The organism is Paenibacillus sp. S29 (assembly GCF_049319765.1).
GTDB classification, from domain to species: Bacteria; Bacillota; Bacilli; order Paenibacillales; family Paenibacillaceae; genus Paenibacillus; species Paenibacillus polymyxa_B.
In genome coordinates, this window is the sequence record NZ_JBMOUI010000013.1 from 152,363 (window position 1) to 178,287 (window position 25,925).

Below are 25,925 nucleotides of genomic sequence, written 5' to 3' on the forward strand. Positions count from 1 at the left end.
ATGACGATCATTCCCTATTACGAAACGCATGAGGACCCGGATACTGAAAACCCAGGTGCTATAAAGATAACCTATAGCTCTCCTGTAGGGTTGCCCACTCCAGAAGAAGTGCGGAAACGATGGTGTTATGGCCTTACGCTTGCTGATCAGTACGGCCAGACCATGGACGACCGGGACATAATCGGGTTCCTGATGGCAGCCGTAAAGGAAACAGAACGACAACTGGGGGTATTCCTCAAACCCACCGTTATCCGCTGCAATGCGGAGGCACGCGGGCTTGGGGTAGGGATTGATTATGAGGTTGAGGAGCCACCGTATGATTATGACGCGCAACGCTGGCAGAACTTTGGATTTATCCAGCTACGTCAACGGTACGCTAATGAGCTCGAAGCTTTTAGGCTAGTTGCTTACAACGGTCAAATCAGCATCGACTTCATGGGATATCCCGATTGGATAAAGCTTTATAAAAAGTCTAGCCAATTGCATGTAGTTACCAAAGGGGGGGGCGTGCCTATGCTCGGTGGATATCCAACCGGGTACAGTGCAGCCCCGTTTGCTGTTGGTATGTTGTCCCGCACGCCGCAGGTGTTCCATATCGACTATACTGCGGGGCTGACCAAAGAACAGATTACGGAGGATATCCGGGCGGTGGTTGGCAAACAGGCGGCGGTGGCTGTTCTGGGCGTGGCTAGTGATGCGGTAATGGCTGGTGTCTCGGGGTACTCGCTTACGTTGGATGGCGTGGCAGAGTCCTTTACATCAACGGCATCTACCATTTATGGCAAGTACGCAGCGCACATTACACAGCTTCAGCAGGAGGTTAACGACTTTTTCAGCCCGAAAGGCGGCGGCGCACGTACTAAAATGCGCGGCTTTACGATGGGAGGAATTTAAGTGGTTGATATTCAGCTTAACGGGCAAAAATTCGAAGACCTTATTGCGCGGCATGGCCGGGACGTAATGTGGCAGGAGTCCTTTCGGTGTTCCTGCTGCAATTTGGACAGTGGACAGCCAATGTACGGTTGCCCCATCTGTGGAGGCACAGGGTTTGTGTACGAGTCTGCAATTAAATGCAGGGCGTTGATCCAGAGTGTTACCACAACCAAAGATTATTTGGCCTATGCCGGGATGTTTGAAGTGGGTGACGCTATTATGAGTGTTTCCGCCAATATGTTAAAGCGTACTGAGTCAGGCGGGTTTGATCTTTCAGGGCGGGAGCCTGTGCCTATGTTTAACATTGGATTTGGAGATATCGTGTCATTGATTGACGACGAGGTAAAAACGTCTGATATTCTGGCACGAGGAACCGAGGTTCGTCAACGCCCGCCGGATACATTGCTGAATCCCAAGGTAACAAAGGTGTTATCTATCCGCCGACACGATCCAGGCACAGGCACGGTAACACAGTACGTTGCGGGAGAGGATTACGAGGTTCAGGGGGCTACAATCCACTGGATGGGCAACCAGCCGCCAGAGGGGGCACAGTACAGCGTAATGTACATGCATCGTCCGGTGTACACGGTGTATGCCGTACTTCCACGGCCCCGGCATCAAAACGGGCAGGACCTACCGCGTGCAGTTGTACTCCGGTACTATCCGGGGGGTGTCCTCCGTGAACATGCTGTCAATTCAGGCTGATCTACCAGCATTGGATGATATCATTGCCCGCTTGTCTAATGGGCAGCAGTTACCCTTTACACGGGCTGCTGTTCAGGCTGCTACCACGGAGCTCATACAGGCCACATGGATTCAATATGCATCTGGTGCGCAAGTAAGCTTCAGCGGTGGTAATTTTCGTGTCGGGGTACAAACGGGTGATTATGTCCGTAGCATTCAGGATGGCCTACGATTCCCCGACGATCTGACAGGGGAGGTATTTACAACATCTGCTCACGGTGCAGCAATCGAGTCTGGCCAAGATGCCCGAGATATGAAACCGTCTCTTCTGGCATCACCCAAGGCCAAGACGGGGGCGAATGGCAAGAAGTATATCACGGTCCCGTTTCGCCACGGTGCGCCGGGAGCTGCGACAATGCCTGCCATGCCCAAATTAATACACACACAAGCCCGGAGCCTTAGTTTTAGTCGGGTTCTTTCCCCTTTGCCGACACGTTCCTATAGCTGGGGCGGACGAATCAAAGAAGACGATACGGGCAAGCGTAGCCATGTTGGGGATCATCCAGGTGCAGGATATACGTGGAAGGCTGGTAAGTACCAAGGGCTTGTTAAGATGGGCCAACCAGGACATACGCAGTATCTTACGTTTAGGCGGTTGTCCGAGAACTCCAGTAAAAAGAGCTGGATGCGTCCGGCAATCAAGCCCAAACCGATCCGGCAGGCGGTTATTGAAAACACGCGGGAACAGGTACAGGACATGATTGTACAGGGCTTTCAGCAGGATCTGGCCGCTATGGGCTTGGGAGGCGATTAATGAAGTGGAGTTTAATAGTGTTGATGTAAAAGAGGAACTGCTACAGTTTTTGAAAACAGGCTTTAAAGATGCCAAGGTCAGAATGAATGTACTAAAATCTGACCCTCAGACGGATGCTGAATTACCGTGTGTAGGTATAAACCGTGTAAGTGACGACGAAGCAGCTCACATCATGGGCGACTATGGCGGGAGTGACTTCGACAGGGACAACCTGCAGTATGCAGAAATCCATAGCACGCACTTCCAAGAAAGTATGGAAGTGCGTATTTGGCATACCAATGCAGACGAGCGGGAGCGAGCCTACAGGATATTAAAGGCTCTGCTTATGTTGTTTCGTCCGGTGTCTGTGCAAAAGGGCTTACTAAGCTTCAGCATGGGCGCAGGAAAAGACGAAAGCGACTTTACCGGACAAGTAACCCCCTTCCCTGTTTATTGGTCCAGCATCGTTATTACGTATCTCAATCCACTTGACGTACAGACCACAGAGCATGTGGATGCTATCAGCGGATTTACTTCGAGGGGAGGTGTAAGCATTGGCGGATGAAGAGAAGAAAGACGAACAAAGCGTACCTGGTCCTACTCCGACCCCAGTTCCAGCTCCCAAGACTGAGCCAGCTAAAAAACCGGAGCCCGTTCCTGCATTGGTGACATTGGATGACTATTTATCACGCGTGCAGGTGCATATGGGGCTGGTAGCAAGCTTTCGCTACGAGGCCCGCAGCAAGCCGGAATTGCTGCAAGATAAGACGGACGAGCAATGGGCGAAAGCCTTTAATCAGCAGTCCGAAACGCAATATGATTAGGAGGTAAACCATGACCATTAATATTTCTTTTGGTGGGGCAAACATTAAGCGCCCAGGGGCTTATTCTACTGTGGACTCTGCCGGAATGACTCCCGTGACACTGGGGAGTAACAAAGTGTTGGCAATGATCGGCGTCCCGCCAGCGGGAAGCAAATTACCCAACGACAGGGTATCTTACTTCAATGATCCTAAAATCGCTGCCGCTACTATTGGTGAGGGTGAATTGCTGGAGGTTATGAGGATATCTTGGCGAAAAGGCGCGGACCTTATTGGCGTTGCTCCTGCTAAAATCACAGCCCCCGCTACGGCACCAACAGATACCGAATGGCAAACGGCTATTGACCTGTTACAGACGGAAGATGTGGCGGGGATTATCCCTCTTACAACACAACCAGCGATTTGGGCCAAAGTGGATACCCACGTTGAATTTATGTCCAGCATCAAGAATAGGAAACGCCGCCGTGCATTTTATGGACACAAGCCAGGAGCCACAATTGCGGAAATTAAAGACATGGCAGCAGGATTTACAAATGAACGAGGTTTGATAGTTTCTCCTTGTCCTCTTGTTGCTGATAGTGACGGCAATAAAGTGGTTAAACCAGGTTATTACATGGCTGCTGCTGTTGCTGGAGCATGGGCAGGACAACCATCACAAGAGCCAGTTACATATAAACTGGTTCAATTCGATGGGTTAGAAAAAATTTATATCGGTCTGGAGATCGAAGAACTGCTGGAAGCTCACATTTGTCCTGTTGAACAGGTTAAAAATGTGGGCTTCCGTATTGTTCAGGGCGTGACGCTCTCACCTTCTGAAGATCTAACCAAGGCCGAACTCTCTGTCGCTACATTAGCCGATGACATGAGTGATAACGTTGAAAGGTATTTCGAGAACAAGTACACCGGAAAAGCAGGAGTACAGGGCATTGAGGTAACGATTTATAACGACCTAGTGTCTCTAATTATTGAATTTCAAAAGAACGGTTGGTTAAGAGGGTATGTACCGGAATCTACCAAGGTAACCCGTAACGGCACAGCATTTTGGTTGGAGTGGGAAGGTAAGCCGACCCCGCCAATCAATAACTTTCTAATAACTAATCACTTCACTTTGTAATAATGAAAGGGGGAATAAGCTTTGAGTATTGTAAAAGATCAGCCAGCTCACGCCGGGCATACAGTACGTCTTAAAATAGGCGGTGTTGAAGTCGGTCGAGCACAGAGGGTCGAAGGCAATCGGGATTTTGGTACAGAGAATCAATACGAGATTGGAAGCATTCTTCCTCAGGAGTCGGTTCCTCTTAAAGTGCAGGGTTCTGTATCAGTCGATAAATATCGTCTCCGTAAGAAATCGCTTGCTGAATTGGGGCTTTCTGCATATGGTGCGGATATTCTTCACATGAACGTCATTGATATTGAAATTACTGATAAATACACAAACGATATTGTTATTGTGTATCGTAAGTGTACCTTGCAGAACTCTTCTGAGGAATTTAGTGCAAATGCCATGTCTTCAGAAAAGTCCACCTGGTTGTTTTTATCGTCTGATTTCGGTACACCGATCACGGAATAATTTTAAATCAAGTCCTCTCTTTAGGAGAGGACTTTTATATTTCAATTTAAAGGAGACGATTACATGTCGGAAAATCTTACTGAACAACAAAAGGCAGTGTTTGAGGCTGTTAAAACGGCAGAAAGGGTGCGTGCTGGTGGAGAGTTGAAGGAAGGCGAGCTTTTGGATTTTAACTCGTCGGAAGGTAATCACTATACAGGCGTGCTTGTGTTTAAAAAACTTACCGTCGCTGAAGTTATGAGGGCTGGGGCGATTAAATCAGAGATGTTGAGAGAGGCTGGAGTGCAAGATGTTCAACTGGTTGATACTGATGTCCATTTTATGGCTCATGTGGTTTCATTTCTTGAAGTGGCTCTGGCGAAACGACCTGAATGTCTCTTGAAACTTAAAGAAATCACTGAGCCTGACCTGTTGTACCACGTTTACGGAAAGTATCAGGTATGGGAGGCATCATTTCGCAAGGACTTTCGAAACACACCTGAAGACAATAGCCAAGCTACCGCAGGAGAGGAAACTTTGGATACTCCGTAAATACGTGTACGGCGGACTTCCCCCAACTGATCCACGAATACTGGCTATGACCGAGGAACAGATTGACTTGGAATTTGAACACATGGAGATAGACCGAAAAGCGCGCGATGGCAAGAGTGAAGAATATGAGGACCCAGATTTTGACGAATGGGCAAGGGAGACTGAAGAGATGGACAGTAAGTTGTCCTATGACTATTCATCGCCCCAAACTCCTGCTGAAGACCTGGACGATTGGGAAGACGTCGAATAGAAAGGAGGGAGTATTTTGGCAGCAGAACAAACCATACGGGTATCAGCCAAGGGAGAATTTGGACAACTACAGCGCGGGTTGAAGCAGCTCCAGCAGGATCTTAAAGGTGTTGCTGGTGTAGTAGACAAAGGAGCCGGAAAAGGCGGCTTCTTCGATGAAAAACAGCTCCGTGCCTTGGATATATACAAAGGTCGCTTCCTTGGAACTATGCGTGAGCTGAATGCAGAATTTCGCAAGCAGAACGGTGTGGTGGACTCTCTTTATTCCAAGCTTCAAGGTGCCCAACGCGGAGAACGTGAGGAAATAAAAAAGACAATTCAGCAACGCGAACGGCAGTTAGATGTAATTCGCAAGGAGTTAATGGCTGCCGAGCGTTTGTACAATCAGCGTTACAGAGAATCCGGTGGTTATCGTTCAGCTTCTTCCGGTAGGTCTGGTCGGTCTGGTAGTTCAAGCGACAGCGACAATGCGGGTGGGGGCGCTAGTCGTCTTGCTGGCGGCGCACTATCTAGTGTATTGGGAGCTGGTAAATTCGCCTTGGGATTGGTTGGCCTAAGTAGCATCGCAGGGCTGGCAACACAAGCGTATAGCTCTGCATATGCCCGATCTGTAAATTCGCTGGACCTGGCGCAGCGTATGCGCGGACAAGCCGGATGGAGTGGTCAGGCAACAGATATGTGGGACCGCGCTTCCGCAGTTGGCCGTAGTGACCGGATGGGTTATAGCGCAGCAGATACATGGGGGTTTCTGGATCAGTACAGCCGCGCCGCTGGTAATATAAGTGCCGATCAGCAACAAGGGCTCCTAAAATTCGGCCGAAGCTACGGGCTGGATACATCCGAGGTGGCTGGCGCCGCTGGGACCAATCGAGCCGCAGGCGGTATGCAGACTCCAAAGGGGTTTGCGGATGCCATTGCGGGTAGTGTATTCAAGTCCGGTATGACCCCACGTATCGTAGAGGTTATGGAAACCAACAATGCACTTTTGCAGCAGATGAACACCACGCTAAAAGACGGCAGCTCCAAACAGATTTTAGCCTATCAAACCATGCTGGACCGCATCGGTACCGAGAAAGGCATGATGCAGTTAACGGGCGCTCAGGGCGGTAACCTTATCGGCGGCTTGGGTGGTATCTTTCAGCCGGGTAACGACAACTGGAAGTGGATGGGCGTTCAAGCGCTACGGCAATATAACCCTAAAAAGTATGGCAGCATGGACCTGTTCGGGCTGGAAGAATCTTTTGAAGACGGCCTTATGAACAGCGATAACGTCCCTGCTATGGCTAAGTATGTTAAGTCCCAAACAGGCGGTAATGAAAAACTTACAAAGCGCATTATGCAGCGCTGGCTTACAGACGGTGGTTTTGCTGCTACCAAGCGGGAAGCATCCGAATTTTACGATGCAACTAATGGCCTTTCTGTTTTCAACCCTGACCAGCTCAAGGCTCTGGAGAATGGCAGCATTGATTCAGGCGCGAAATATGATACCGAGCGTCAAGGAGCCAAAGGACAAGGTTACATGGACACAGATGCCCGTTTTGAGCATGCTTTGGAACAAGCAGGGGGTAAGCTGGTCGATATCGTTATGGGCGTTAAAGAGGGAGCCACAACCGTTATAGAGGCTATCCAAAACGGTACTGGAACCGGAAACGGTATACTTGATTCCATACTTAAATTCATGAACGATAATTTGAAGGGTTTAGCAACTACCGACGCATTAGGTAACTTGGGATCGGCGCTGTCAGAAGTATTAAGCGGCAAAAAGGACCTTTTCGAAAGTCTGTTTGGCGGTAAAAAGACCGTAGCAGCCAATGCAACAGACGGTATTTCTTTTGCCACCCCACAACAACGGACCCAATATTTACGGGAGCTACAACGTGAGCAAAGCAATAAAGCGAACAGTGTTGAATCTGAAGGTGCTGGCCTGTACGAACGAGCCAAAAACGGTGAGAAGCTTACTGATGCACAGATGCAAAAAGTGTACTTGTACAATACGAAAAGCTTCAGCAACGGCAAGCAGGCTGGGACAATTCCTAAGTCTAGTGTTGATTCTGCCTCTGATGCAGCAGCAGGTTTTTTTGAAATGGCCGCCCAAATTATCACCAACGAGTTTTCTGGCGGGGCCGGAGATTCAGACATTGGCCGTATGCCTAATCAGGTAACACGCGATGTAGAGGACATGTCTTCAACGGGTAGAAATAACTTCAAATCCATGAACCGAGCCACGTCAGATATGGCACTAGATGCCGCATCCAAGTACACCAATATGGAACGTAACAGCAGCAGTTTATTGGATAAAACGGTATGGATTTTCCGCAATATGCTGTACACCGTGCAAAATGGTACTGCTGATATGTTGGCTGAGTTCCAAAGTCTACGAAGTTCGATGGCTGCCAGCATGGGTGGAAGTGGCTTATCCGCCATGGGAAATGGTTTCAGCATTTCATCTAAAATCACGGCCATGAGTGGGATCAGCGCCGAACAGCTTAATAAAAAGTTGGGCGGTGTGCTTGCGGGCAAAGGCGCTCAATTTGTACAGGCTGGCTTGCAGTTCGGCATTGATCCGGCTGCACTGGCCGCTATATCCATGCACGAAACTGGGAACGGTACATCACCAGCATCCCGAAATCGTCATAATGTGGGCGGTATGATGGGCGTTAACGGGTTGATGAATTTTGCTTCCATAGATGATGGTATAACCGCTATGGCACGCAATCTCAAGGTCAATTACGCGGATCAAGGCATTGACACTATAGAAGGAGTTCAGCGCAAATATGCTCCAGTAGGAGCGCGAAACGATCCTGATAATCTAAATAACAACTGGTCCAAAGGCGTTGTTAAATTTATGAACGACCTTACTGGTGGTATATCTACTGGGTCAGGGGATGGATTTTTTAAGGACTGGAAAGCGAATTCTCGTTTTAAAGATAAAGAAGGGTTTCGCACGCAAGCTCACGGTGGTTTGGACATTCGAGGTAAACAAGGCGATAAGCTGGATGCTCTTACAGGTGGTAAAGTTTCATTCATTAGAATGGATGATGGCGGTCCTCTTGACCCGGATGGCAAAGCGAATTCAAAAGCTGGCGGAACAACAGTAGGCATAAGGATGTCTGATGGAAATACGTATTCTTATGCTCACATGTCTGCTGTTAACCCTAACCTGAAGGTTGGTCAGACCGTAAATACTGGGGATTTTATCGGCAATGTAGGTGGAACCCCAGAAGTACCAGGAAGCGGAAAAAGCACTACTGGTAGCCACTTACATCTTGGATATATGAATAGCGCTGGTGTAAACATGGACCCGGAAGATTTATTAAGATCGCTTGGTGTGTCTGGAGATTTTAAAGCGGGTGCTGGTGATAGCGATATCGGATATATGCCCACTGCATCGAGCCCGAAGGAGATCCGGCACAAGTCTGAAATCACGGTAAATCTGAATGTGAGTGGAGAAGGAGCCAAGGCGCTGAATGCTTCCACCCAAAGCCAGCTTGAAAAACTGGTGAAACGTATTATGGCAGAGCAGGAGCGGCAGCGGCTCCGCATGTCTCCAGTAAAGGCGGGCTACTCATGATAGAACGTTATAATTGGGCGCCAGTCGGCGGCGTTGAAGGCAAGAGGTATGTTCCTATTATCCGCGTTAGTTTCCACACAGATAAAGCCTGCTACCAGCTTAAAGGTAGTTTAACGGAAGATACAGCCCAAGAACCTACCAGCCAAGTGCTTTCTGTCACTACTCAGAAGACGTTGGATGCTCCAGCCGGGACGATGAACATTGTTCTTGCTGGAGACAAGTGGTTCCGGTCACAACTCATAATGGCAAATGATTTAGTGGTTGTGCAGATGGGCTATAAGACTATCAAGGGTGAGGAATTATCTACGGTTATGGTCGGCCTGGTGGACCGGGTGCGGCGGACCCGCAGCGTAGATAACGGCATGACCACATCCGTTCAAGCGCGGGACTTCGGGAAGGTACTTATTAAATCTAATATTAAATTCTATCCCGAGATATCAGGCGGTACGGATAAGTTCTTTTTGACCGAAAATGGTTGGCTGGCGATGGCTAAGTATTTCCAGTCAGAGAGCATTGCTAAAGGTAGCCCCGCTGTAATTTTGGATGTCATTATGCGGTTTATCTTGCCGAAGCTAAACAGCGTAAAATGGACTGTTTGGGATGAGAAGAAGACCGAACCTGTTGCAAAAAAAGTTGATGTTACCAACATACTCAGGTACAACTTCGCTGCGGTACCTGTTTTTCTTCCTCAGTTCTTTACATTGGACAGATACGAGGGTTCGCTTTGGAACTTGATGGAGCGCACATCCACCAAGCCATTTACCGAGCTATTTGTCGATGTTCGTGAGCCGTTGGAGGCGTGGAATCCTGGGGATAAGCCAAGGGTTGTGAATGAAACTATTGAGCAATCCAGTGATCAGACAAAGGCCAAGTTTCCGAAGGGAGAGGGCTATTACCCGTTTCCCCGCTTCCCGTTTGGTAAAGACAAGAGTGTAGTGTCCGTATTTTTGCGGAATACACCTTTCAGCAAGGATGCCTGGGACAAGTTGGCCGTTCATGAAGTGATCGCAGCGGACGTAATTGATGAAGATTTATCTTACGCAGACGACGAGCATTACAACCTATTCTGGGCCGGGACGACAATCAACCCATTTGGAATTGATTTGAAAAGAGTCGCACCGCCGATCATGAATAAGTCTGCTGTCGAGCGCTATGGCCTTTCGCCACTGGAGGTTGAAATAGAAGGATTGGCAGTTGACCCGAGCAAGCCGGAGGACACGACCAAGCTGGAACAGATGAGCAAAGCATATACGCTCAAGCTGAAGGAGTGGTTTGAAAACAACCACAAATTTTTAAATGGCTCCATGACGGTTCGTGGCAAAGGCAGCTATAAAATCGGTCAGCGATTGCAGGCGCCCGGGATCATGAAGGAATTTTACATTGAAACTGTAACGCAGACTTTTAATGTATTCGATGGATGGACCACAACATTGCAGCTCACTCGTGGCCGTGATTACAAACCCGCAGTTAAAACATCAAGCGCGGTAGCCGTGCAGACTGCCAAAGCAACTGATAAAAAGCCTGCTTCCGTGAAAACAGCAGCCGAAGTAAAAGCCGATTATTATACTGTCAAGCGCGGTGATAGCTTATGGAGCATTGCTGCCAAGCTTTATGGCAAGGGAGACGAATGGATTAAGCTGTGGGAAGCCAACAAGGATATGCTTATTAAACGGGATGACCGCAACGCTTCCCAACACGGCAAGTACATTTATGTTGGTCAAGTCCTCAAAATACCGGGAGGAAAATAACAGTGAAAGATCAGAGCTCGCTTGGAGGAAAGACAACAAATCGGATGCCAGAATTTAATGCTACCAGGCTTGCGCGAGTAACCAGCATCAAGGATTATGAGAAGTATGCCCGTATTGAAGTCGTTTTTTTGGACTATAGCCAGCCTGTTCCAGTATGGGTTATGGGCAACTTAGACCGGGAGCCAGTGGAAGGGGATACGGTCATTGTAGGCTATCTTGACAATCGTAAAGACGCTCCCTATTTGGCCGGATTTTTGCGGAACGGCAGCTATGGAACCAACTTCATAACTGTTAAGCGAGACAAAATTAAGCTTCAGCTTCCGGTGTTTGAAATAGGTAAAAAGGGCGGAGTTGCTGATAAGGATGTTCAGGAGCATTTGTTGGATGAAAGTAAGCAGCAGCAACGGGCATATGTGGAGTTGACCCCAGAGCACGCCTTGTTGAGTTATCCCTCTGATAAAGAGGGGAAGAACCCGCCTGTTACCGTGAAGGTCGCGCCGGGAAGCGTAGAAATATCTTGTCCGATTCCAGACGAAGCGCCAGCCTATATCCGTTTATCTGCCGGAGGGTTTGAGTTCTTCCACCCCACGGGCAAGGCGATATTCAAACTACCGAAAGGGGATATAACCGTAGAGAAAGGGTGATTGTAATGGCACTGGTAAAGGATTCAACCCGCGATCAGAAAAAGTTTTATCGAATGACCTTTGAGCTTCGGAAGACACTGCCCAGTGGGGATTCCGGTTCTATTACCTTGCACACGCTCCTGGTCAATCCATCGGATTTTACGCAGGATGAACCGGGGCGAGGCAACATCGTGCAGACGCTTGGCGGGGCGTATGTGCCTGACTTTGGTTTGGGGCTTCCTACGGTTACACTGTCCGGCACAACTGGATACAGCAAACGTACATCTGCGGAGAGCAGAGTTTTGGACGGATACGAGGAATTTATAAGCTTTAGGGCCGATATACACCGAAAATTCTTGCAGGCCAACGATCCGCAGCATTCGTTGTTCTGGTACAACTGGGAGGACAACGAGTATTACGAGATCCACCCGCAAAACTTTAGGCTCCAGCGGAGCAAGTCGGAGCCGTTGTTGTACCGCTATGAGTTTCGCTTTACTTGCTTGCGGAGGCTGACTAAGACACGCAGGGAAGCGGCTAAGGATTACCTGAAGCGAAACCCTTCCACAAAAGATATGGCCGGGAGACTGTCGGCAAACGTATCTAACATAGGGGAGCTGCTAAACAAGCTCACGAAAGGGGGATGATCAGATGCTGGAGTCGATCTATTTGCCCGAGGAAGAATTGACTTATGTAAATTTCCCGGTGCTCAGGGAAGAACGTCAAAGCATTGAAGATATTACGGCCTATGCTCTGCGGGCGTATACCGCGCTGTCGGATTATAATGAAGCACTGTATGACCGGGTTGATATAAATACGGCTGAATTGGAACAGTATACTACGCTGTGTCGAGATATTTGCAGTCGTTTGGCTTCTGCTGCAAGCATCCCCTTTGACTTGTTATTGGAGCTGCGGTCAATCCTGACAATGCTGTACAAGCTGCGTACATTAGCCGCTGATAGTAGCACGAACGTAATCGGGGAGCCGACAGAAATAAGCACGGAGGATGATGGCCTATGATTGAACATGTGTTGAACGACGCAGATACGATACAAGGCTTGTCCGTGCTGTACAATGTGCCTTGGCAGGATATTGCGGATTATAACGGCCTTGAGTATCCGTACACCATGACGAGCCGGGAAGCCTATTATACCTTATATGCAAGCGGGTATTTGCTGGTAAGGCGGCAGGCAGTGTCCTTGCCACTTACGCTGTATGCTGGTTCATTGTTTATGACGGATGTGGATTCTCAAGGTGTGCAGAAAGTATATGAATTGGTTGAAGACACGACCCTTGCTGCTGGTGTGGCAGAGGGTTATTTTTATGTCCGCAGTCGGTTGCCGGGGAGATTTGGTAATACCATAGTGGGCAGCATTGTTTTGTCCGGATCTATCCGGTCCAGTTCAGAACCCGGTTCTTTGTCTGTTACGAACCCAGAACCGTTCACCAACGGAAAAGATGCGAAGGTACGTCTTACTGGACAGATTGTCTATATAAACAACGGTACCGAACTAGCGACCACGCCCAGCGCGGAACCATTTGGGGGTACCGATCTTAAAATGACTCCAGATGGTGACTTGTCAGATGACGGAACTGGAGACTGGGAAGTTGTAACGGGAATAGACAATATAAAGCAAGCCGTAAGTCATAGGCTGGTAACCCGGCGTGGCAGTCTGACGCAGCACCCAACCTATGGCAGTCGCCTTCATGAGTTTATAGGACTTGCGCAAGCTCCTTATATTCGAAAATTGGTGGAGTTGGATATTCATGAGACACTTTCCTATGAGGACCGCATAAACGGCGTTACCGTGGATAACGTCGTTATTCAGCAGGCTACATATTATGTCTATTTGACTGTTGATGTGGCGGGCAGCAAGGAAAGTATAGGGCTACAAGTGGACCAATCCGGCGTAGCCATTGCCGTATAGAAAGGAGGGAGTATTTTGGCATTTGAACGCAAAACCATGGAGAGTATTATACAGGACATGGTGGACTGGTCAAGGGGCGTCTCCTCTAAAATAACTGATTTTGTGGTTGGTTCCCGCGCCAGAACGATGCTGGAAGCTGTGGGCAAGGAGTTGGAGGAATATTACGATAAAACTTGGCGGGCCATGCGTAAAGCAATAGGGGAAGGGATCTATTCCGCTTTTGGATTTCCGAAGCTTCCGGCTCTGTATGCAACTGGAACGGTCACGTTTACCCGTGTAACACCAGCAGATACCAATTACCTCGTTCCAGTAGGAACGTTGCTTAAAACACAGGCTACGGCTTCCAAAGCTCCGATTAGCTACCGCACCACCTCAGATGCAGTAATAGCAATCGGGGCCATGAGTGTGGATGTACCTGTAATCTGCTTGACTCCCGGCTTGGACGGCAATACAGAGGCCCAAACCATTACCGATTTTGTATCCAAGCCAACCGGGATTGACACGGTATTTAATGGTGCTGCCTTTTCCAACGGGAAAGAGGAAGAGACACAGGACGAGCAAAAAAATCGTTTCAAGAAATTCATTGCGTCATTATCTCGCGGAACGCTGCAAAGCATTGAGTATGGAGCAACCACCGTCCAGCTCACAGATGCAACAGGTCTGGCAATCGAGCGTGTGGTGGATTCCCAAGCGTTTGAGGATTTGCCCGCCCGCAAAGGGGAAGTCGATCTGTATGTTTGGAACGGGGTCGGGACTGCATCGGCAGAACTGTTCGCAGCAATCCAGAAAACCTTGACCGGGTATTATGAAGATGGCAAGCCCGTATACGGATACAAGTCCGCTGGGATACAGATTAATTTGTTCTCCGTTACCACCAAGCCAGTTAATATCCGTCTTACTATAAAATTCGATGATGGTACGACCCTTTCAACGATTCAAACCGATATTGAGCGGGAGATTAGGGACTATTTCAGCGGGGTTAAACAGGGGCAGGAAATGGTACAAACGGAGCTGGAAACCCGCATAAAGCTGCTAAGTGGCATATATGATGTGAAATTGGATTTATCCGTGGATGGTGGCACAACATGGTCCGATGCTAATCCAACCGCAGGAAAAACAGAGAAGCTTGTACCACAATTCCCGATAATCTACCGGGAGGCGGGCGTATGAGGATTCTGAGAAAGCTGCTGGACAACCTTGGCGACAAGTGGAACAAGCTGCCGAAAGAGGTTCCATTTCTAACGCTTGGGCGTGGCGGCGGTCAGCACAGTAGGGTAACGGTTGACGAAGGGATGCTTTATTTTCATACCGCACCGTACCGCCCGGAGCTGCCGGACAAGCAATCTGTTAATCTTCATGGTTTGACCGCCGCTGAATTGCTCCCTGTTATAAGGTACATGGGGTACACCGCAGAACTGGCACCGGAAATACTCAGATTGGATGCTGTCCCACTGGCGTTGCTTGAGGTGGAGAACCTATCAGTTGATTCCACACTTAATGCTTTTACTAGCAATGTTTGGCGGCGTATGTACCCTGTCTATAGGGTGTTACGTAAAGCGGAGGCGGACACGGATCTGGCATTGCTGCAACTGGACCGCAATATGGCTTCTGGACGCTGGCTCGATTATTGGGGCAGCTTCTTCGGTTTGCAACGACGTCCAGGTGAGCTGGCCGAATCTTTCCGCCGGCGATTTACAATGTGGGTGCTGAATCCCAAAACCAATAATGTAGCTTTGCAGGAATTGCTTGCCTACCAATTAGGTGAATCCGGTGGTGTAGAGGTATATGACAAGGATCCTGCGGTTTTGGGTGTCCGGCTGGATGCCAAGTATACAGAAAGTGCAGATGCCTTGTCTGCATTCCGGGATATTTTGCTGGAGAACAAAGGTGGAGGTATTGCCTTTACTACTTCAGTCCATGTATATACCCCGATTCAGCACACGCATTTTTACCGGAGTCGATTGCGTTTGCGGTCAGCAGTACATTTTTTTGGTGGCCGACCTTGGTATCTGGATGGTTTGGAAGTCTTAAATGGGTCTGCTTCGCTATCTGGATGGACCGGAGGACGGATGCGGTATGTTAATAGGCTGGAGTTGAAGACCAAGCACCGTATTGAGAACAGGCAAGAAGGCAGAGTAAAGGCACGAAAAAATTATTGGTTGCTTGATGGTAGCGTTATGTTGGATGGCAGTCGGACATTAAGTTCAACGGAAACGATCATGGAAGCTTAGAAAGGATGATAGCAATGGCTGAACAAGTATTAACGGTAACAACTGCCTACGCAAGAGAGCAGATGGCCCGAGCGCGGGCAGAGGGTGGCACACTAACGAAGGTGGTCAAAATGGCATTCGGTAGCGGTGGAGTGGACACAGAAGGCAAGCCGCTTCCCTTGGACGGAACAGAGCAGTCCTTAAAGTTTGAACTGCTTCAAAAGGATATCTCCAGTTTTGAATTCATTGCCCCGGCCACTATCCGGTACGTCTGCTCACTGGCTGAAACTGAACTAGCCGGGAAAACGATCAATGAACTGGCGTTGGTTGATTCGGCTGGCAAACTAACGGCCATACGAACCATGACCAACAAAATTAAGGACAGCGACATTGAGTTTATATTTGAGATCGACGACATTTATTAAGGAGGGGTAGCTTGTGACAATAAAACAACCAAGACGATTTGTTACCACAGACCAAGGGCATGCCGATGTCTTGAATGTGCCGATTGATACGCTCTATGAAAATGATCAGTCTTTGGACGAGGCTATTAAAAATATAAAGGTAGACGATGCCACAACTACAGTTAAGGGTATTGTCCGACTCAGCGCAGATTATAAGTCTGCTTCTTCCGCTACTGTACCGAACAGCAAGGCTCTTTCTGATTTGTATGGCATATCGTTTGTCGATAGAGGGAAGCCTTTCTCAGTCGATTGGAATTTTATCATCTTACCCGGAGCTTACAGGATTGATGTTGCAACTTTAAACCCTGCTTCGGATCACAGTCCGCCAGGGGCAAATCCTAAAGGCGTTCTTTTTGTAGGATCGGTCAAAGTGGAAGAGGATATGGTAATCGTCCACCTCTATGTCGATGAAACTGGTGGGGTATACAAACGGATTAGAACAGTCGCTGGAGTTTGGCTGCCTTGGGACGGATTAGCAAGCAAGAATCATACGCACTCAGCATCCGATCTGCCGTCTGCGTCAACACAGGCGCGCGGAATTGTGCAGATTAATACATCGGTAAGCAGCACAGCTACAGATCAGGCAGCCGCGCCGATTGCGGTAAAGACGGCTAATGACCGAGCCAATGAAGCATACAATTTGGCTCAACAGTCTTTAACGCAAGCCGTTGATCTTAAAAATAAAATCGTAGGCGCGATCAACGGCAAATTTGGAGGCGCCAGTTCTGATATGAGTAGCGATCAGATAGCAGCAGCAATCACAAATGCACCTGTAAAACGATTCGCAAGCGGTACGTTCAACGGGCAGAGCGCTACAGCTACCGGTATAGCTAGTAGTGTTCAATTATCCCTAGCGGCATCAGGGTTAGGTTTTTCTCCTAACGGGATATTTTTTAGAGTGGAATTGCGTGACACATCCAACAATATTTATTTAAGCGGAACAGTGTACGATGTAAAATCGTTCGGAAGGCAAGCTCTGGAAGACGGAGGTTTCAACAATCGGATTAATTCTCCTTACCTAACTCCACAAAGCGGTGGTTTCGTCGTGGATGTAACAAGTGGATCACTGCGAACTGGCGGTGGGGGGACGATTGCAGTTTTAAAAGCTTATGAATGGTGGGCATTCGAATAAAAAACGAAAGGGTGGTTTATATGAAAATAGGATCGAAAGTCTACTGGCGCAAAGCCTCCGGTGAGGTAATCTTCATCACGCCGGAAATCGAAAGCGACTTTGCTCGCGAAACAACAAAAGAGGATGATATGGGGTTTTATCCGCAACTCAAGGGGTTCGATCCGGCGCAGGTTGAGGTATTGCAGTTAAACTATCGTCAGTATTACGAAGACTTCCAGCGAGCAAAGTCATATGTGGTCAATCCGGACACTGGAAAGATGGAATTTATCTATATTGACGGCAACGGTGGCGAGACTCCAACACCGCAAGTTCCTCTGACTGATCAAGTAAGCGACCTAAAGGCGCGTCAGGACAGTACGGAGGCCGCATTGCTTGCTCTTATGGATACCACTACTACAACCTAATAAGGAGGTGAAGCATTATGTATGCATTTCTACTTAACATGTGGATTATAGGCAAAGTGGATGAGGAACGTCTTAACCGATACACACCTAAGTTTATCCAAGAATCAGAGCGAAATGAGATCTTAGCAACACCGCAAAATGTTTAACCAGCGTATCCAAAACGGATGCGCTATTTTTATGCCCCCGGTGAGTGGTTGGGGGCTTTATTTTTTCTTAGGGGGAGCAAGAATGAGCCAAATTAAAATGTTTGGCAGCACCGTATGGACCGCAATGGTCGGGGCATCGGAAAAGGAGGCAGCGGCAGGGGGAATTACAGCGCTGACTGGCCTGATTGTTACATTTTTGGGTGGGTGGGACAAGCCGCTGAAGGTGCTGTTTTATATGATGGTGGCAGATTATATTTTTGGAGTTATCGCAGCTTTTAAAAATAAGAAAGCAGACAGCAATGTAATGTTTTGGGGAGGAATTCGTAAGGCTACTGTTCTAATGGTGGTGGGTTTATCTGCACAAATTGATGATTGGTTACAACCAGATGCGCCTATTTTTAGGATAGCAGCGATTTATTTTTACGCTGGACGTGAAGGACTGTCACTGGCCGAGAACCTTGGGGCATTGGGAATCCCATTGCCATTCAAGCTTAAAAGTTTCTTGCGGCAGTTGAAAGACAAGGGAGATGAAACAGATGCAACAACGAAATAGACGTAATGCACAAGGTATTGACGTGTCCCATCATCAGGGGAATATTGATTTTAAAAAGGTGGCTGCAGACGGGATCAGCTTTGTTTTTATTAAGGCTACACAGGGACGGTCGTTTCGCTCCAAAACGTTTTTGCGGTTTGTGAAGGATGCGAAGGCCGCAGGCTTGATGATTGGGGCGTATCACTACATTGACGACTCAGCTACCACACCGGATGAAGCCCGAAAAGAGGCGGCTAACTTTGTTTCTGCCATCAAGGACGCTGGAGGCGTGTCCATGTTCGACCTGCCGCCCGTGATGGACTATGAGTCCAATAAGTCCAAGCTTAGCAAAACGGCGATTACAGCCGTAGCCAAGACATTTCTGGAGGAAGTAGAGCGGCTCACTGGAGTACGTCCAATTGTTTATACGTATCCATCGTTTATAGGGAATTTTTCGGGGCTGTCCGGTTATCCATTGTGGATTGCAAGGTACAGCGCTACACAAGTACCATCGGATGCGTCCGGTTGGACACGCTGGGACTTCTGGCAGTATTCCGATGGTTCCGCAGGCGGAACGCTACCGAACGGAAAAATACGAGTTAATGGCATTGGCGGACCAGTGGACCTTAACGAGTACAACGGCACAGTGGACGAGTTACGCAATTGGATTACGGCAATGAAAAAGGAGGGAAATACAGTGTCAAAACAACAAAGAGACATTAACAAAGTTAGCCCATGGGCAGCCGATGCGTGGAAGGAAATGACCCAAAACGGGTATTTTGATGGAACCCGTCCAGGTGCGCCAATTACCCGGGAAGAAGTTGCTGTTGCTCTTAATCGTCTACGTAAAAACATTCTCAAGGGGGAGAAGTAATTATTATGATAGAACAATACATTACAACCATTGCACTATCCGCTATCGGCTTGGTTACAATCGGGGCTCTGACTCTTGGCACGGCAGTATACCGAAAGCTAAAGCCACTCTATGAGGCTCGTTTTACAGCAGAGCAGCGCAAGCGAATTGAGCAACTTGCTCACGATGCCTATGCTTATGCCGAAACCAAATTTGCAGGCCAAGGAGCTGCTAAATTCCACGGGGCAACTAAGTACCTCGCAGATAAGCTGGGGACGGTTGGAATACAGGTGGGCTCGGATGAAATAGAATCGGCAGTGCAATTAGCCTGGGAGAAATTTAACCCCGGTAAAACCAAGCGCGTTGATTTTGAATTACAGCCACCTGAAGATGTGGCTAAAGCGGCTGTTTCGGCTTTTGCAGCTAAAGTTAGCGAATTGGTAAACCAAGCTGTGGGAGATAATAAAGTACCTACAGCTTCTACGAAGGAGCAAACTGCCGTTCCAGCTACCCAACCACCTGTCGCTGCCGAATAATCACAAACGTTTGGAAATACGAAGCACCCTGCTGGCTTAAAGCCGGTGGGGTGCTTTTTTTGTTTACAGGAGTGTTCTTATGACAAACGCAGCTTTTCCAGATGATTCGCAAAAAAGATATTGACAATTGTTAATTACTGGGCAAAAATAGTAAATGATTATAAAATACTGGAATTTCTATGCGAAGGGTGGCTATGGCATGAAGCATACACCTACGATTCGAGCAGAATTAGACAGATACCTACAACAAGAAGGATTGAGTTTAACACAATTTGGTCATATTGCTGATATGAATAGGGGAGCAGTAAGTGCTATCGTGACAGGAAACAAGCCTTTGTCTGTTAACCAACTGGATCGAATTACTGAGGCTATGGGTTTACCGGAAGGTCACTTTTATGACTTGTTCATAGAAAACTACATCATCGACCATCCTCCGAATATGAGGCGAATCGAGCCATTTTTGTTTCGCTGTGCGGAGTTGGACAAGTTGGATGCGATCCGTCGAGTGGTGGGAGCCATCATGGACAATCTACTGTATTCGCCCAAACTATTTGACATTGCAGAAGAATTGTTGGCGCAGGGAAGACATGCGGCTGCATTGCTGCTCTATGAGGGGGTAGCTGAAGCGGAGAAATATCAACATTCTGAGCGCTTGGCAGTCTGTCAATATCGTATATTTACGATTCAGATTGGAGACGACCAAACCCAAAATCTCCACGCTGCTGCGTTACTTGAAGCTTTTGTTGAGCGATTGAATGAAATAGACCAACTTGACGCATTGAAGGACTTAGCGAATTTGTATCGTTCATTGTGTAAGTGGGACAAGGTCGATGAAATGGCAAGAAAAATGAGAGAAAAAGCGGAAATCCAATATACAATTAAACATCAACAGAAGAAACGAGAGTGTGACGAACCTGCTAAGAAGTTAAGTCGTCCCATGTTTGTGTACATCACATATGCCGATTTACTATGTGCAAGTGTCTGCGAAGCCCAAGGCGATTATCAACAAGCTCTAGAATATACATATGCCTACACTGATTTAGATTGGGTATTGGAGACAGACGAAGATACTTTATATTGGCTAAATCTTTATAAGGATTGGGCGAAATGTAATAGTTACATTTATAAACTTTTGTCCGGTGATACAAGTGTGCTTCCAGATTATGTTGAATACATTGCCAAATCAAAAGTAGATAAAGAAATGGTAACTAAGATATTGAACGTACTGCTTGCAGCTAACCAGTATCAACTAGATATAGACGATATACTTAGACGTTTTGAAACTATAATTAATTCGTTTACTCAACAGGTGCAGCCATCAATGGATATGTATACTAGGCAAGTTATACCAGAACAATATGCACGATTTGGATACGAGTTAGCTTATTATTATTTATATAGAGGATCATACGGTGATGGCTTTAAACATTTGATGTATGCAACGGTACAGTCACATATAATAAATAACGAAACTTATTTTATAAACTGCATGGGGCTATTCGTGAAGTTTAGAACACATGCAGTTCCTGAGTTCAAAGAAGAGTTTTTAAATCTTATTGAAAAGGTGTGGTTAAACAATGTTGAGAAAAATGGTTCTTCTGATCGTCGCAGCTAGTTTTTTATTTATTGTGAGTGGGCCTAATCATGCTTATGACCAGCACCCTATTCAGCTTAATGCTACCGTTGGAGGTTCCTAAGCTTAGATAAACAAAACAATCCCCGCTAACCTTAATTGGTCGGCGGGGATTTTTGTTGAACGATCTGAGGAAACAGTGTGTTTAACGAATCTAAGGACAGTGTATTGAACAGTACCCCTGTCAAAACCTCTCCTTGATTAATTATGATCCCCAAAACTGAAGAATTAATGTGTAGTTAAAAAGCAATTCAGTAAGAGCCTTTTTTTGTCGTTGAAGGAATCAACATACCATTCACCGAATACCTATCCTGAGGTGAACAGCATGAACCATACATATAAAGTGTTAAAGTCGGATATAGAATTATTTGCAGCTGCATTAAACCAGGTAAGGGTATATGTTGTTCAGCCGTTGGGTGAGGAGTGGGTATCGGTTATAGACTATGGTGGCACTATAGAAAAGTTCTCGCCTGAATCGGTCAAGATTGCCAGAGCTTATTACTTACGGAACCAGTTTGAATTTAGAGTAGATGTGAAAAAGGACTCCGCTGGTATGTAAACAGTATGGAGTCCTTTTTATTGTTTCATTTTAATTATGTCTTATTCATCAGCTTAATTATGTCTTATTCATCAGCGTTATTTTGAAAAGAGGATATCGCCTTAAAATTATTTGTGAAATTAACATAAAGCAAAAATAATTTGATTATCTGGCACTGCACATGGTGTAAAGAAACAGTAACCTACAACAAAACCAAAGATATTAGTCACGGGCCACATTAAAAATACATCTGTCCAAGTAAAAATAAGGCTATATTTAAAATAACAAAATCCTGGAAGAGGTCTATAATCATAGTCTTCTACAGCCCTGCTTCTAGGAGTACTGTGAACGTAAACTCCTCCTTGGCTACTTCCATCAGATTGAACAATCTCCAAAGCCTGTTGTATATTTTGAGGGCGCATTTGAATTACTTTTTTAAGCAAGGTAGGGTTTGCTTTTAATTGTTGATAAAGACTCAACATTTGTGCAGGAGGTTGTTCAGTCGGGCGTTGAAATTGTCCTAGTATAGTTGTCATATTACCTGAATTGAGACCACCGCTGCTTCCATAAGGTAATTGAGGGATGGGCATTGCTGGTTGTGTGGGGACTGTAAAGGTTCCTGGTGTTTGATGACCACCGCTGCTTCCATAAGGAAATTGAGGGATGGGCATTGCTGGCTGTGTGGGGACTGTAAAGGTTCCTGGTGTTTGATGCATCGAACGATATTGAAACATAATTCAAAACACACCTTCCGTTTATTGTTTTCACTTCACAGTCGTACTATATTCAACTTGATCAATAAGGTGCCCAGAAAAAAATTAGAGGGTATTAAGAGCCAAGCTACTAGAATTTTTAACAAGTTTTCATAATATTAAAACCCCAGACTGCGCTGGGGTTGATTCATTTTGTGAAACTAATTTTATTTTTGTTTTTATTAAGATAGTATTGAACTGCCCTGTTTTCGTCCGGGAACCCTTCTGTGATTTTTTCGAGCTGCACGGAAATTACTTTACCGTTCCTTATTTCTACCGTCAGCTCGGGGTCAGTGTAATCATTACCATAGGAATAATAAATTGAATCTGATGTATTCATTTTAGTTAAGGGATTTCCTAGTTTATCGATGACTTTTTTTAATGTATCGCCCACCACAAATTTGTTTTTGATACCTTTTCCCTTTTGATAAACACTTGCATATTCAAGAATTCCGTTGTGGAAGTGAAGATATTGATTGTCATCAAAGAAAGCAACATCCCCACTATATGCCATTTGATAATATTCTGTTTCAATTTTCATGTTCTTGAGCTGTGGCTGTAGGTCCGAAAAGGCAGAGCCCAGTGTCCAATTACCTACAGTATTGAAATTCTCGTAAGGTTTCTGTGCGGATGCGTGGGTGATTATAATTGAGCAAAAGAAGAAAACTGTAAATATTGAAAGGCATATTTTTTTAAACAAAACTGACATCTGATTGTTCACCTCGTGTTTTTCTATAGTCTATCAGCGTCAGGAACATTTTTCTATATAATCATGTAATATTTACCTTTTCGCTATTGATGAACATTGCTCAAAACAGTATATTTTACAGTGATGGAATTATTAACGTAGAGGATGGGGAATAGATGTGGGATACGTCTATGTTTATAACTTTTAGCGTGGTAGAGAGTTTTGCGGCTTTTGTACTAACCCTAACAATTTTTCGGTTAAAAGCTTTAGACTTTCAATGGCAGGCGCTAGTAGTGACTTTGTTAATGTCCTGCCAAAGCTTCGTGCTTCGTGAAGAATTAGATGTGGCTTTTTTGGCTCCAATAATAAATATATTGTTAATGGTGCTATTGATTACTACTGTGGTTAAAGTGCCACTAATATGGTCTTGCATACTATCGGTGACTGGGTTTTTCGTCTATACACTATTCCAGACCATCATTTTGCTACTTATGTATTCTGGTATCCCTATGAGTGAGTTACAAGGAGGATCGGCAAAGGGATCTTTATTACAAGCTGTTACTAGCGCAGTTGTACTGATCGTGTCAGGACTGCTTTATAAACTCGGCATTGGTTTTATAGCCCCGTTTGACAAACTGCGTTTTAAGTGGGAACAGAACATTGTGATTATTGTAATAATAGGCGCTTTGGCGACCCTTGCAGTAATTGCATATGTAAATGATGTTTGGCTTAATATAGCCTATTTTGCACTGGCAGCGGGGATGTTTCTATATTACGCACTTCGAAAGGAGAGGGAATATGATTGAGCCACTAGCTTTACGGATGGCTCAGCACATCAAAAGTGTTGTACCAGACCATCCGACCTCTGTTCCGGTATTGAAGCACGCGCTGGCTATAACATTGAATCTGGTGTTTATCACTGGACTGACCATAGTGATATCTGCTTTTACAGACCGTACAAAAGAAGTATTAATTATAATGGCAGCATTCGCATTTTTGAGACAGATGACTGGGGGACTACACCTTAAAAGTGGTATGGGCTGCGTAGCTGTTTCAACGATATTGTTTACTGGGTTATCGTTCGTAAAACTTGATTACAGCTGGACGATAGGTGCAACTTTGGTTAGCATGCTGTTGATTCTCGTCTTTGCTCCAGCAGGAATAGAGCGGCAAACGCGTATACCACCACGCTATTTCCCGCTGCTGCGGTCTGGCGCTTTTATTGTAGTTAGCTTTAATCTATGGATTGCTAATCCGTTTATAGCTATAAGTGTTTTGGCACAATGTCTGCTTTTAATCAACATAAGGAGGTGAAAACTATCATGATGAAAAGTATCTATGGCGCAATTGCATCCAGCCTTACCGCAATCGCAGTTATGTCTGTTAGCGTTGCAAGTATGTTTTATGTCTACAGTCCAGAACCACCAAAAGAACTGATGAAGTAAGTACGGAGGTTACATGATAATATCAGTCACCACGGAGCCTGATAGGGGGCCAAAACTATTGGATGTAGGTAAAATCCTCTTTGTCGAAAGTAGGAGCCATATCCATCGAATTTTAATGCATACGTTTGAGGGGAGTTTTTACACTACAGGCCCCCTGAATTACTGGGAGATGTTATTCAACAACGAGGGATACAACTTCTACAACGTGGATCGGAGTTACACCATAAACGTCGATGCGCTAACGGGAATAAACGAAGCATTAAAACTCGCTGAATTTCAAGACGGCCAAAACTACAAGAAAATGACTTGCACTATGGCAGGATTTAGATATAAGAAAGTAGCTTCGGCTTTGGTAAAATTAAAACCTGATATCGTATTCTCTAATTAGTAAAGAGCCGCTGTTCATTTAGCGGCTCTTTTAAATTAATAACTATAACACAAGTCTTTTGTAAAAGACTGTCGAAAGGTACTGTCGATTATTCAAAATTCATATGCGAACTTACGTTTACAAAAACCTAAATATTGGTTTAAATAGTCCTTGTGAGATGAGTAAATGACATAAAAGGGGAAATTGGCATGAAATTTTTGGAGCCTTCCATCACACGGAGAATAGAACAGATAGTCAAGGAAAACGAAGTAAAGCATGAAAAGGATTATAAACATTTTGACGACCTGTTGAGTACCTTAAAGAAAACTGTCCCTGAACATCTGCATGGCACAATCGCCGAAATTGAAGATATGTACATACAGCGAGTAGAAGAAGTAGAACCTATCTATCGAACTGGATTTGAAGATTGCTCTAAGCTGATTAACTTCGTGTTAAGATACGATGTGGAATAATGAAAAGAACCCTAATATTAGGGTTCTCAGGCTGTCGAGAAACCCCCTGTTTTTTTAATGAGGTTTAAAATGGTCATTTTGATCAATTAAAAATGGGTCCTCAGATCGTTTTAAATCGATTTTTGTTTTAAAAGTTGAGTCTCCCCAAATAAAAAATAAAGTGCCGGAAAGTCCTTTGGACTTTCTCGACACTCTGAGAACCCTAATATTAGGGTTCTCAGGCTGTTGAGAAACCCCCTGTTTTTTTGCAGGGGGTTTAAAACTGTCTTAGTGGTCTAAAAACTAGGGTCCTCAGATCGTTTTA

Annotated in this window: 32 protein-coding genes; 30 read left to right on the top strand and 2 right to left on the bottom strand. The window is 46.0% G+C overall.

Features of this window, described 5'->3' with window-relative positions; all coding sequences use genetic code 11:
• The 25 genes from ACL9RM_RS20770 (at position 1) to ACL9RM_RS20890 (ending at position 21,917) form a co-directional block, all read left to right on the top strand.
• Positions 1-894 (top strand): hypothetical protein, encoded by an 894-nt coding sequence (locus ACL9RM_RS20770; RefSeq protein ID WP_414126509.1) that lies wholly within the window; start codon positions 1-3, stop codon positions 892-894.
• Positions 895-1,638 (top strand): hypothetical protein, encoded by a 744-nt coding sequence (locus ACL9RM_RS20775; RefSeq protein ID WP_414126510.1) that lies wholly within the window; start codon positions 895-897, stop codon positions 1,636-1,638.
• Positions 1,613-2,431, top strand: coding sequence for a hypothetical protein (locus ACL9RM_RS20780; protein ID WP_414126511.1), 819 nt, complete (start codon positions 1,613-1,615; stop codon positions 2,429-2,431). Before ACL9RM_RS20775 ends, ACL9RM_RS20780 begins: the two co-directional genes overlap by 26 nt.
• Before the next feature lie 4 nt (positions 2,432-2,435).
• Entirely contained in the window at positions 2,436-2,975 is a 540-nt protein-coding gene (locus ACL9RM_RS20785) for a hypothetical protein (RefSeq protein WP_414126512.1), read from the top strand.
• Positions 2,965-3,234, top strand: a complete 270-nt coding sequence (locus tag ACL9RM_RS20790) for a hypothetical protein (protein WP_414126513.1) — start codon at positions 2,965-2,967, stop codon at positions 3,232-3,234. The genes ACL9RM_RS20785 and ACL9RM_RS20790 overlap by 11 nt, the downstream gene beginning before the upstream one ends.
• A 10-nt stretch (positions 3,235-3,244) precedes the next feature.
• Positions 3,245-4,345, top strand: coding sequence for a phage tail sheath subtilisin-like domain-containing protein (locus ACL9RM_RS20795; protein WP_414126514.1), 1,101 nt, complete (start codon positions 3,245-3,247; stop codon positions 4,343-4,345).
• 21 nt (positions 4,346-4,366) lie between these two features.
• Positions 4,367-4,801 (top strand): hypothetical protein, encoded by a 435-nt coding sequence (locus ACL9RM_RS20800; protein WP_414126515.1) that lies wholly within the window; start codon positions 4,367-4,369, stop codon positions 4,799-4,801.
• Between the two features lie 63 nt (positions 4,802-4,864).
• A complete protein-coding gene (locus ACL9RM_RS20805) occupies positions 4,865-5,332 on the top strand; it encodes a hypothetical protein (protein WP_414126516.1) in 468 nt (155 codons plus the stop codon).
• 4 nt (positions 5,333-5,336) lie between these two features.
• Positions 5,337-5,582, top strand: a complete 246-nt coding sequence (locus ACL9RM_RS20810; protein ID WP_025684577.1) for a hypothetical protein — start codon at positions 5,337-5,339, stop codon at positions 5,580-5,582.
• 15 nt (positions 5,583-5,597) lie between these two features.
• Positions 5,598-9,152 (top strand): M23 family metallopeptidase, encoded by a 3,555-nt coding sequence (locus ACL9RM_RS20815; protein WP_414126518.1) that lies wholly within the window; start codon positions 5,598-5,600, stop codon positions 9,150-9,152.
• Positions 9,149-10,900 carry a LysM peptidoglycan-binding domain-containing protein gene (locus tag ACL9RM_RS20820; RefSeq protein WP_414126519.1) on the top strand — a complete coding sequence of 584 codons (1,752 nt, stop codon included), beginning with the start codon at positions 9,149-9,151 and terminating at the stop codon, positions 10,898-10,900. The genes ACL9RM_RS20815 and ACL9RM_RS20820 overlap by 4 nt, the downstream gene beginning before the upstream one ends.
• Positions 10,901-10,902: 2 nt before the next feature.
• A complete protein-coding gene (locus ACL9RM_RS20825) occupies positions 10,903-11,544 on the top strand; it encodes a hypothetical protein (protein WP_414126520.1) in 642 nt (213 codons plus the stop codon).
• A 5-nt stretch (positions 11,545-11,549) separates the two neighbouring features.
• Entirely contained in the window at positions 11,550-12,167 is a 618-nt protein-coding gene (locus ACL9RM_RS20830) for a hypothetical protein (protein ID WP_414126521.1), read from the top strand.
• Positions 12,168-12,171: 4 nt separating this feature from the next.
• Positions 12,172-12,540, top strand: coding sequence for a hypothetical protein (locus ACL9RM_RS20835; protein WP_414126522.1), 369 nt, complete (start codon positions 12,172-12,174; stop codon positions 12,538-12,540).
• Positions 12,537-13,448, top strand: a complete 912-nt coding sequence (locus tag ACL9RM_RS20840) for a hypothetical protein (RefSeq protein ID WP_414126523.1) — start codon at positions 12,537-12,539, stop codon at positions 13,446-13,448. Before ACL9RM_RS20835 ends, ACL9RM_RS20840 begins: the two co-directional genes overlap by 4 nt.
• Positions 13,449-13,463: 15 nt before the next feature.
• On the top strand, positions 13,464-14,618 hold the full coding sequence (locus ACL9RM_RS20845) for a baseplate J/gp47 family protein (RefSeq protein ID WP_414126524.1): 1,155 nt from the start codon (positions 13,464-13,466) through the stop codon (positions 14,616-14,618).
• Complete coding sequence (locus ACL9RM_RS20850; protein ID WP_414126525.1) at positions 14,615-15,679, top strand: hypothetical protein; 1,065 nt, start codon at positions 14,615-14,617, stop codon at positions 15,677-15,679. Before ACL9RM_RS20845 ends, ACL9RM_RS20850 begins: the two co-directional genes overlap by 4 nt.
• A 14-nt stretch (positions 15,680-15,693) precedes the next feature.
• The gene (locus tag ACL9RM_RS20855) at positions 15,694-16,083 is read left to right on the top strand and encodes a phage tail protein (protein ID WP_414126526.1); all 390 of its coding nucleotides are present in this window, start codon (positions 15,694-15,696) and stop codon (positions 16,081-16,083) included.
• Positions 16,084-16,096: 13 nt separating this feature from the next.
• On the top strand, positions 16,097-17,254 hold the full coding sequence (locus ACL9RM_RS20860) for a phage tail protein (protein ID WP_414126527.1): 1,158 nt from the start codon (positions 16,097-16,099) through the stop codon (positions 17,252-17,254).
• A complete protein-coding gene (locus ACL9RM_RS20865; RefSeq protein WP_422759390.1) occupies positions 17,236-17,658 on the top strand; it encodes a hypothetical protein in 423 nt (140 codons plus the stop codon). The genes ACL9RM_RS20860 and ACL9RM_RS20865 overlap by 19 nt, the downstream gene beginning before the upstream one ends.
• Positions 17,659-17,886: 228 nt before the next feature.
• Complete coding sequence (locus tag ACL9RM_RS20870) at positions 17,887-18,357, top strand: phage holin family protein (protein ID WP_414126529.1); 471 nt, start codon at positions 17,887-17,889, stop codon at positions 18,355-18,357.
• Positions 18,341-19,210: a glycoside hydrolase family 25 protein gene (locus ACL9RM_RS20875; RefSeq protein WP_414126530.1), complete on the top strand. Its 870-nt coding sequence runs from the start codon at positions 18,341-18,343 to the stop codon at positions 19,208-19,210. The genes ACL9RM_RS20870 and ACL9RM_RS20875 overlap by 17 nt, the downstream gene beginning before the upstream one ends.
• Positions 19,211-19,215: 5 nt before the next feature.
• On the top strand, positions 19,216-19,725 hold the full coding sequence (locus ACL9RM_RS20880) for a phage holin, LLH family (protein ID WP_414126531.1): 510 nt from the start codon (positions 19,216-19,218) through the stop codon (positions 19,723-19,725).
• A gap of 199 nt (positions 19,726-19,924) precedes the next feature.
• On the top strand, positions 19,925-21,340 hold the full coding sequence (locus tag ACL9RM_RS20885; RefSeq protein WP_414126532.1) for a transcriptional regulator: 1,416 nt from the start codon (positions 19,925-19,927) through the stop codon (positions 21,338-21,340).
• A 343-nt stretch (positions 21,341-21,683) separates the two neighbouring features.
• Entirely contained in the window at positions 21,684-21,917 is a 234-nt protein-coding gene (locus ACL9RM_RS20890; RefSeq protein WP_414126533.1) for a hypothetical protein, read from the top strand.
• A gap of 119 nt (positions 21,918-22,036) precedes the next feature.
• Here ACL9RM_RS20890 and ACL9RM_RS20895 read toward each other — a convergent pair whose 3' ends face one another.
• Both ACL9RM_RS20895 and ACL9RM_RS20900 read right to left on the bottom strand, forming a co-directional pair.
• Complete coding sequence (locus ACL9RM_RS20895) at positions 22,037-22,630, bottom strand: hypothetical protein (protein WP_414126534.1); 594 nt, start codon at positions 22,628-22,630, stop codon at positions 22,037-22,039.
• Positions 22,631-22,796: 166 nt separating this feature from the next.
• Entirely contained in the window at positions 22,797-23,189 is a 393-nt protein-coding gene (locus tag ACL9RM_RS20900) for a hypothetical protein (protein ID WP_422759391.1), read from the bottom strand.
• Positions 23,190-23,512: 323 nt separating this feature from the next.
• Between ACL9RM_RS20900 and ACL9RM_RS20905 the strand changes: the two genes are divergently transcribed.
• The 5 genes from ACL9RM_RS20905 (at position 23,513) to ACL9RM_RS20925 (ending at position 25,621) form a co-directional block, all read left to right on the top strand.
• Positions 23,513-24,142 carry a hypothetical protein gene (locus ACL9RM_RS20905; RefSeq protein ID WP_414126536.1) on the top strand — a complete coding sequence of 210 codons (630 nt, stop codon included), beginning with the start codon at positions 23,513-23,515 and terminating at the stop codon, positions 24,140-24,142.
• The gene (locus ACL9RM_RS20910; RefSeq protein WP_414126537.1) at positions 24,135-24,650 is read left to right on the top strand and encodes an accessory gene regulator ArgB-like protein; all 516 of its coding nucleotides are present in this window, start codon (positions 24,135-24,137) and stop codon (positions 24,648-24,650) included. The genes ACL9RM_RS20905 and ACL9RM_RS20910 overlap by 8 nt, the downstream gene beginning before the upstream one ends.
• Positions 24,651-24,658: 8 nt before the next feature.
• Entirely contained in the window at positions 24,659-24,781 is a 123-nt protein-coding gene (locus tag ACL9RM_RS20915; RefSeq protein ID WP_414126538.1) for a cyclic lactone autoinducer peptide, read from the top strand.
• Between the two features lie 58 nt (positions 24,782-24,839).
• On the top strand, positions 24,840-25,169 hold the full coding sequence (locus tag ACL9RM_RS20920) for a LytTR family transcriptional regulator DNA-binding domain-containing protein (RefSeq protein ID WP_414126539.1): 330 nt from the start codon (positions 24,840-24,842) through the stop codon (positions 25,167-25,169).
• A gap of 188 nt (positions 25,170-25,357) precedes the next feature.
• Positions 25,358-25,621, top strand: coding sequence for a hypothetical protein (locus ACL9RM_RS20925; protein WP_414126540.1), 264 nt, complete (start codon positions 25,358-25,360; stop codon positions 25,619-25,621).
• Positions 25,622-25,925 lie beyond the last annotated feature (304 nt).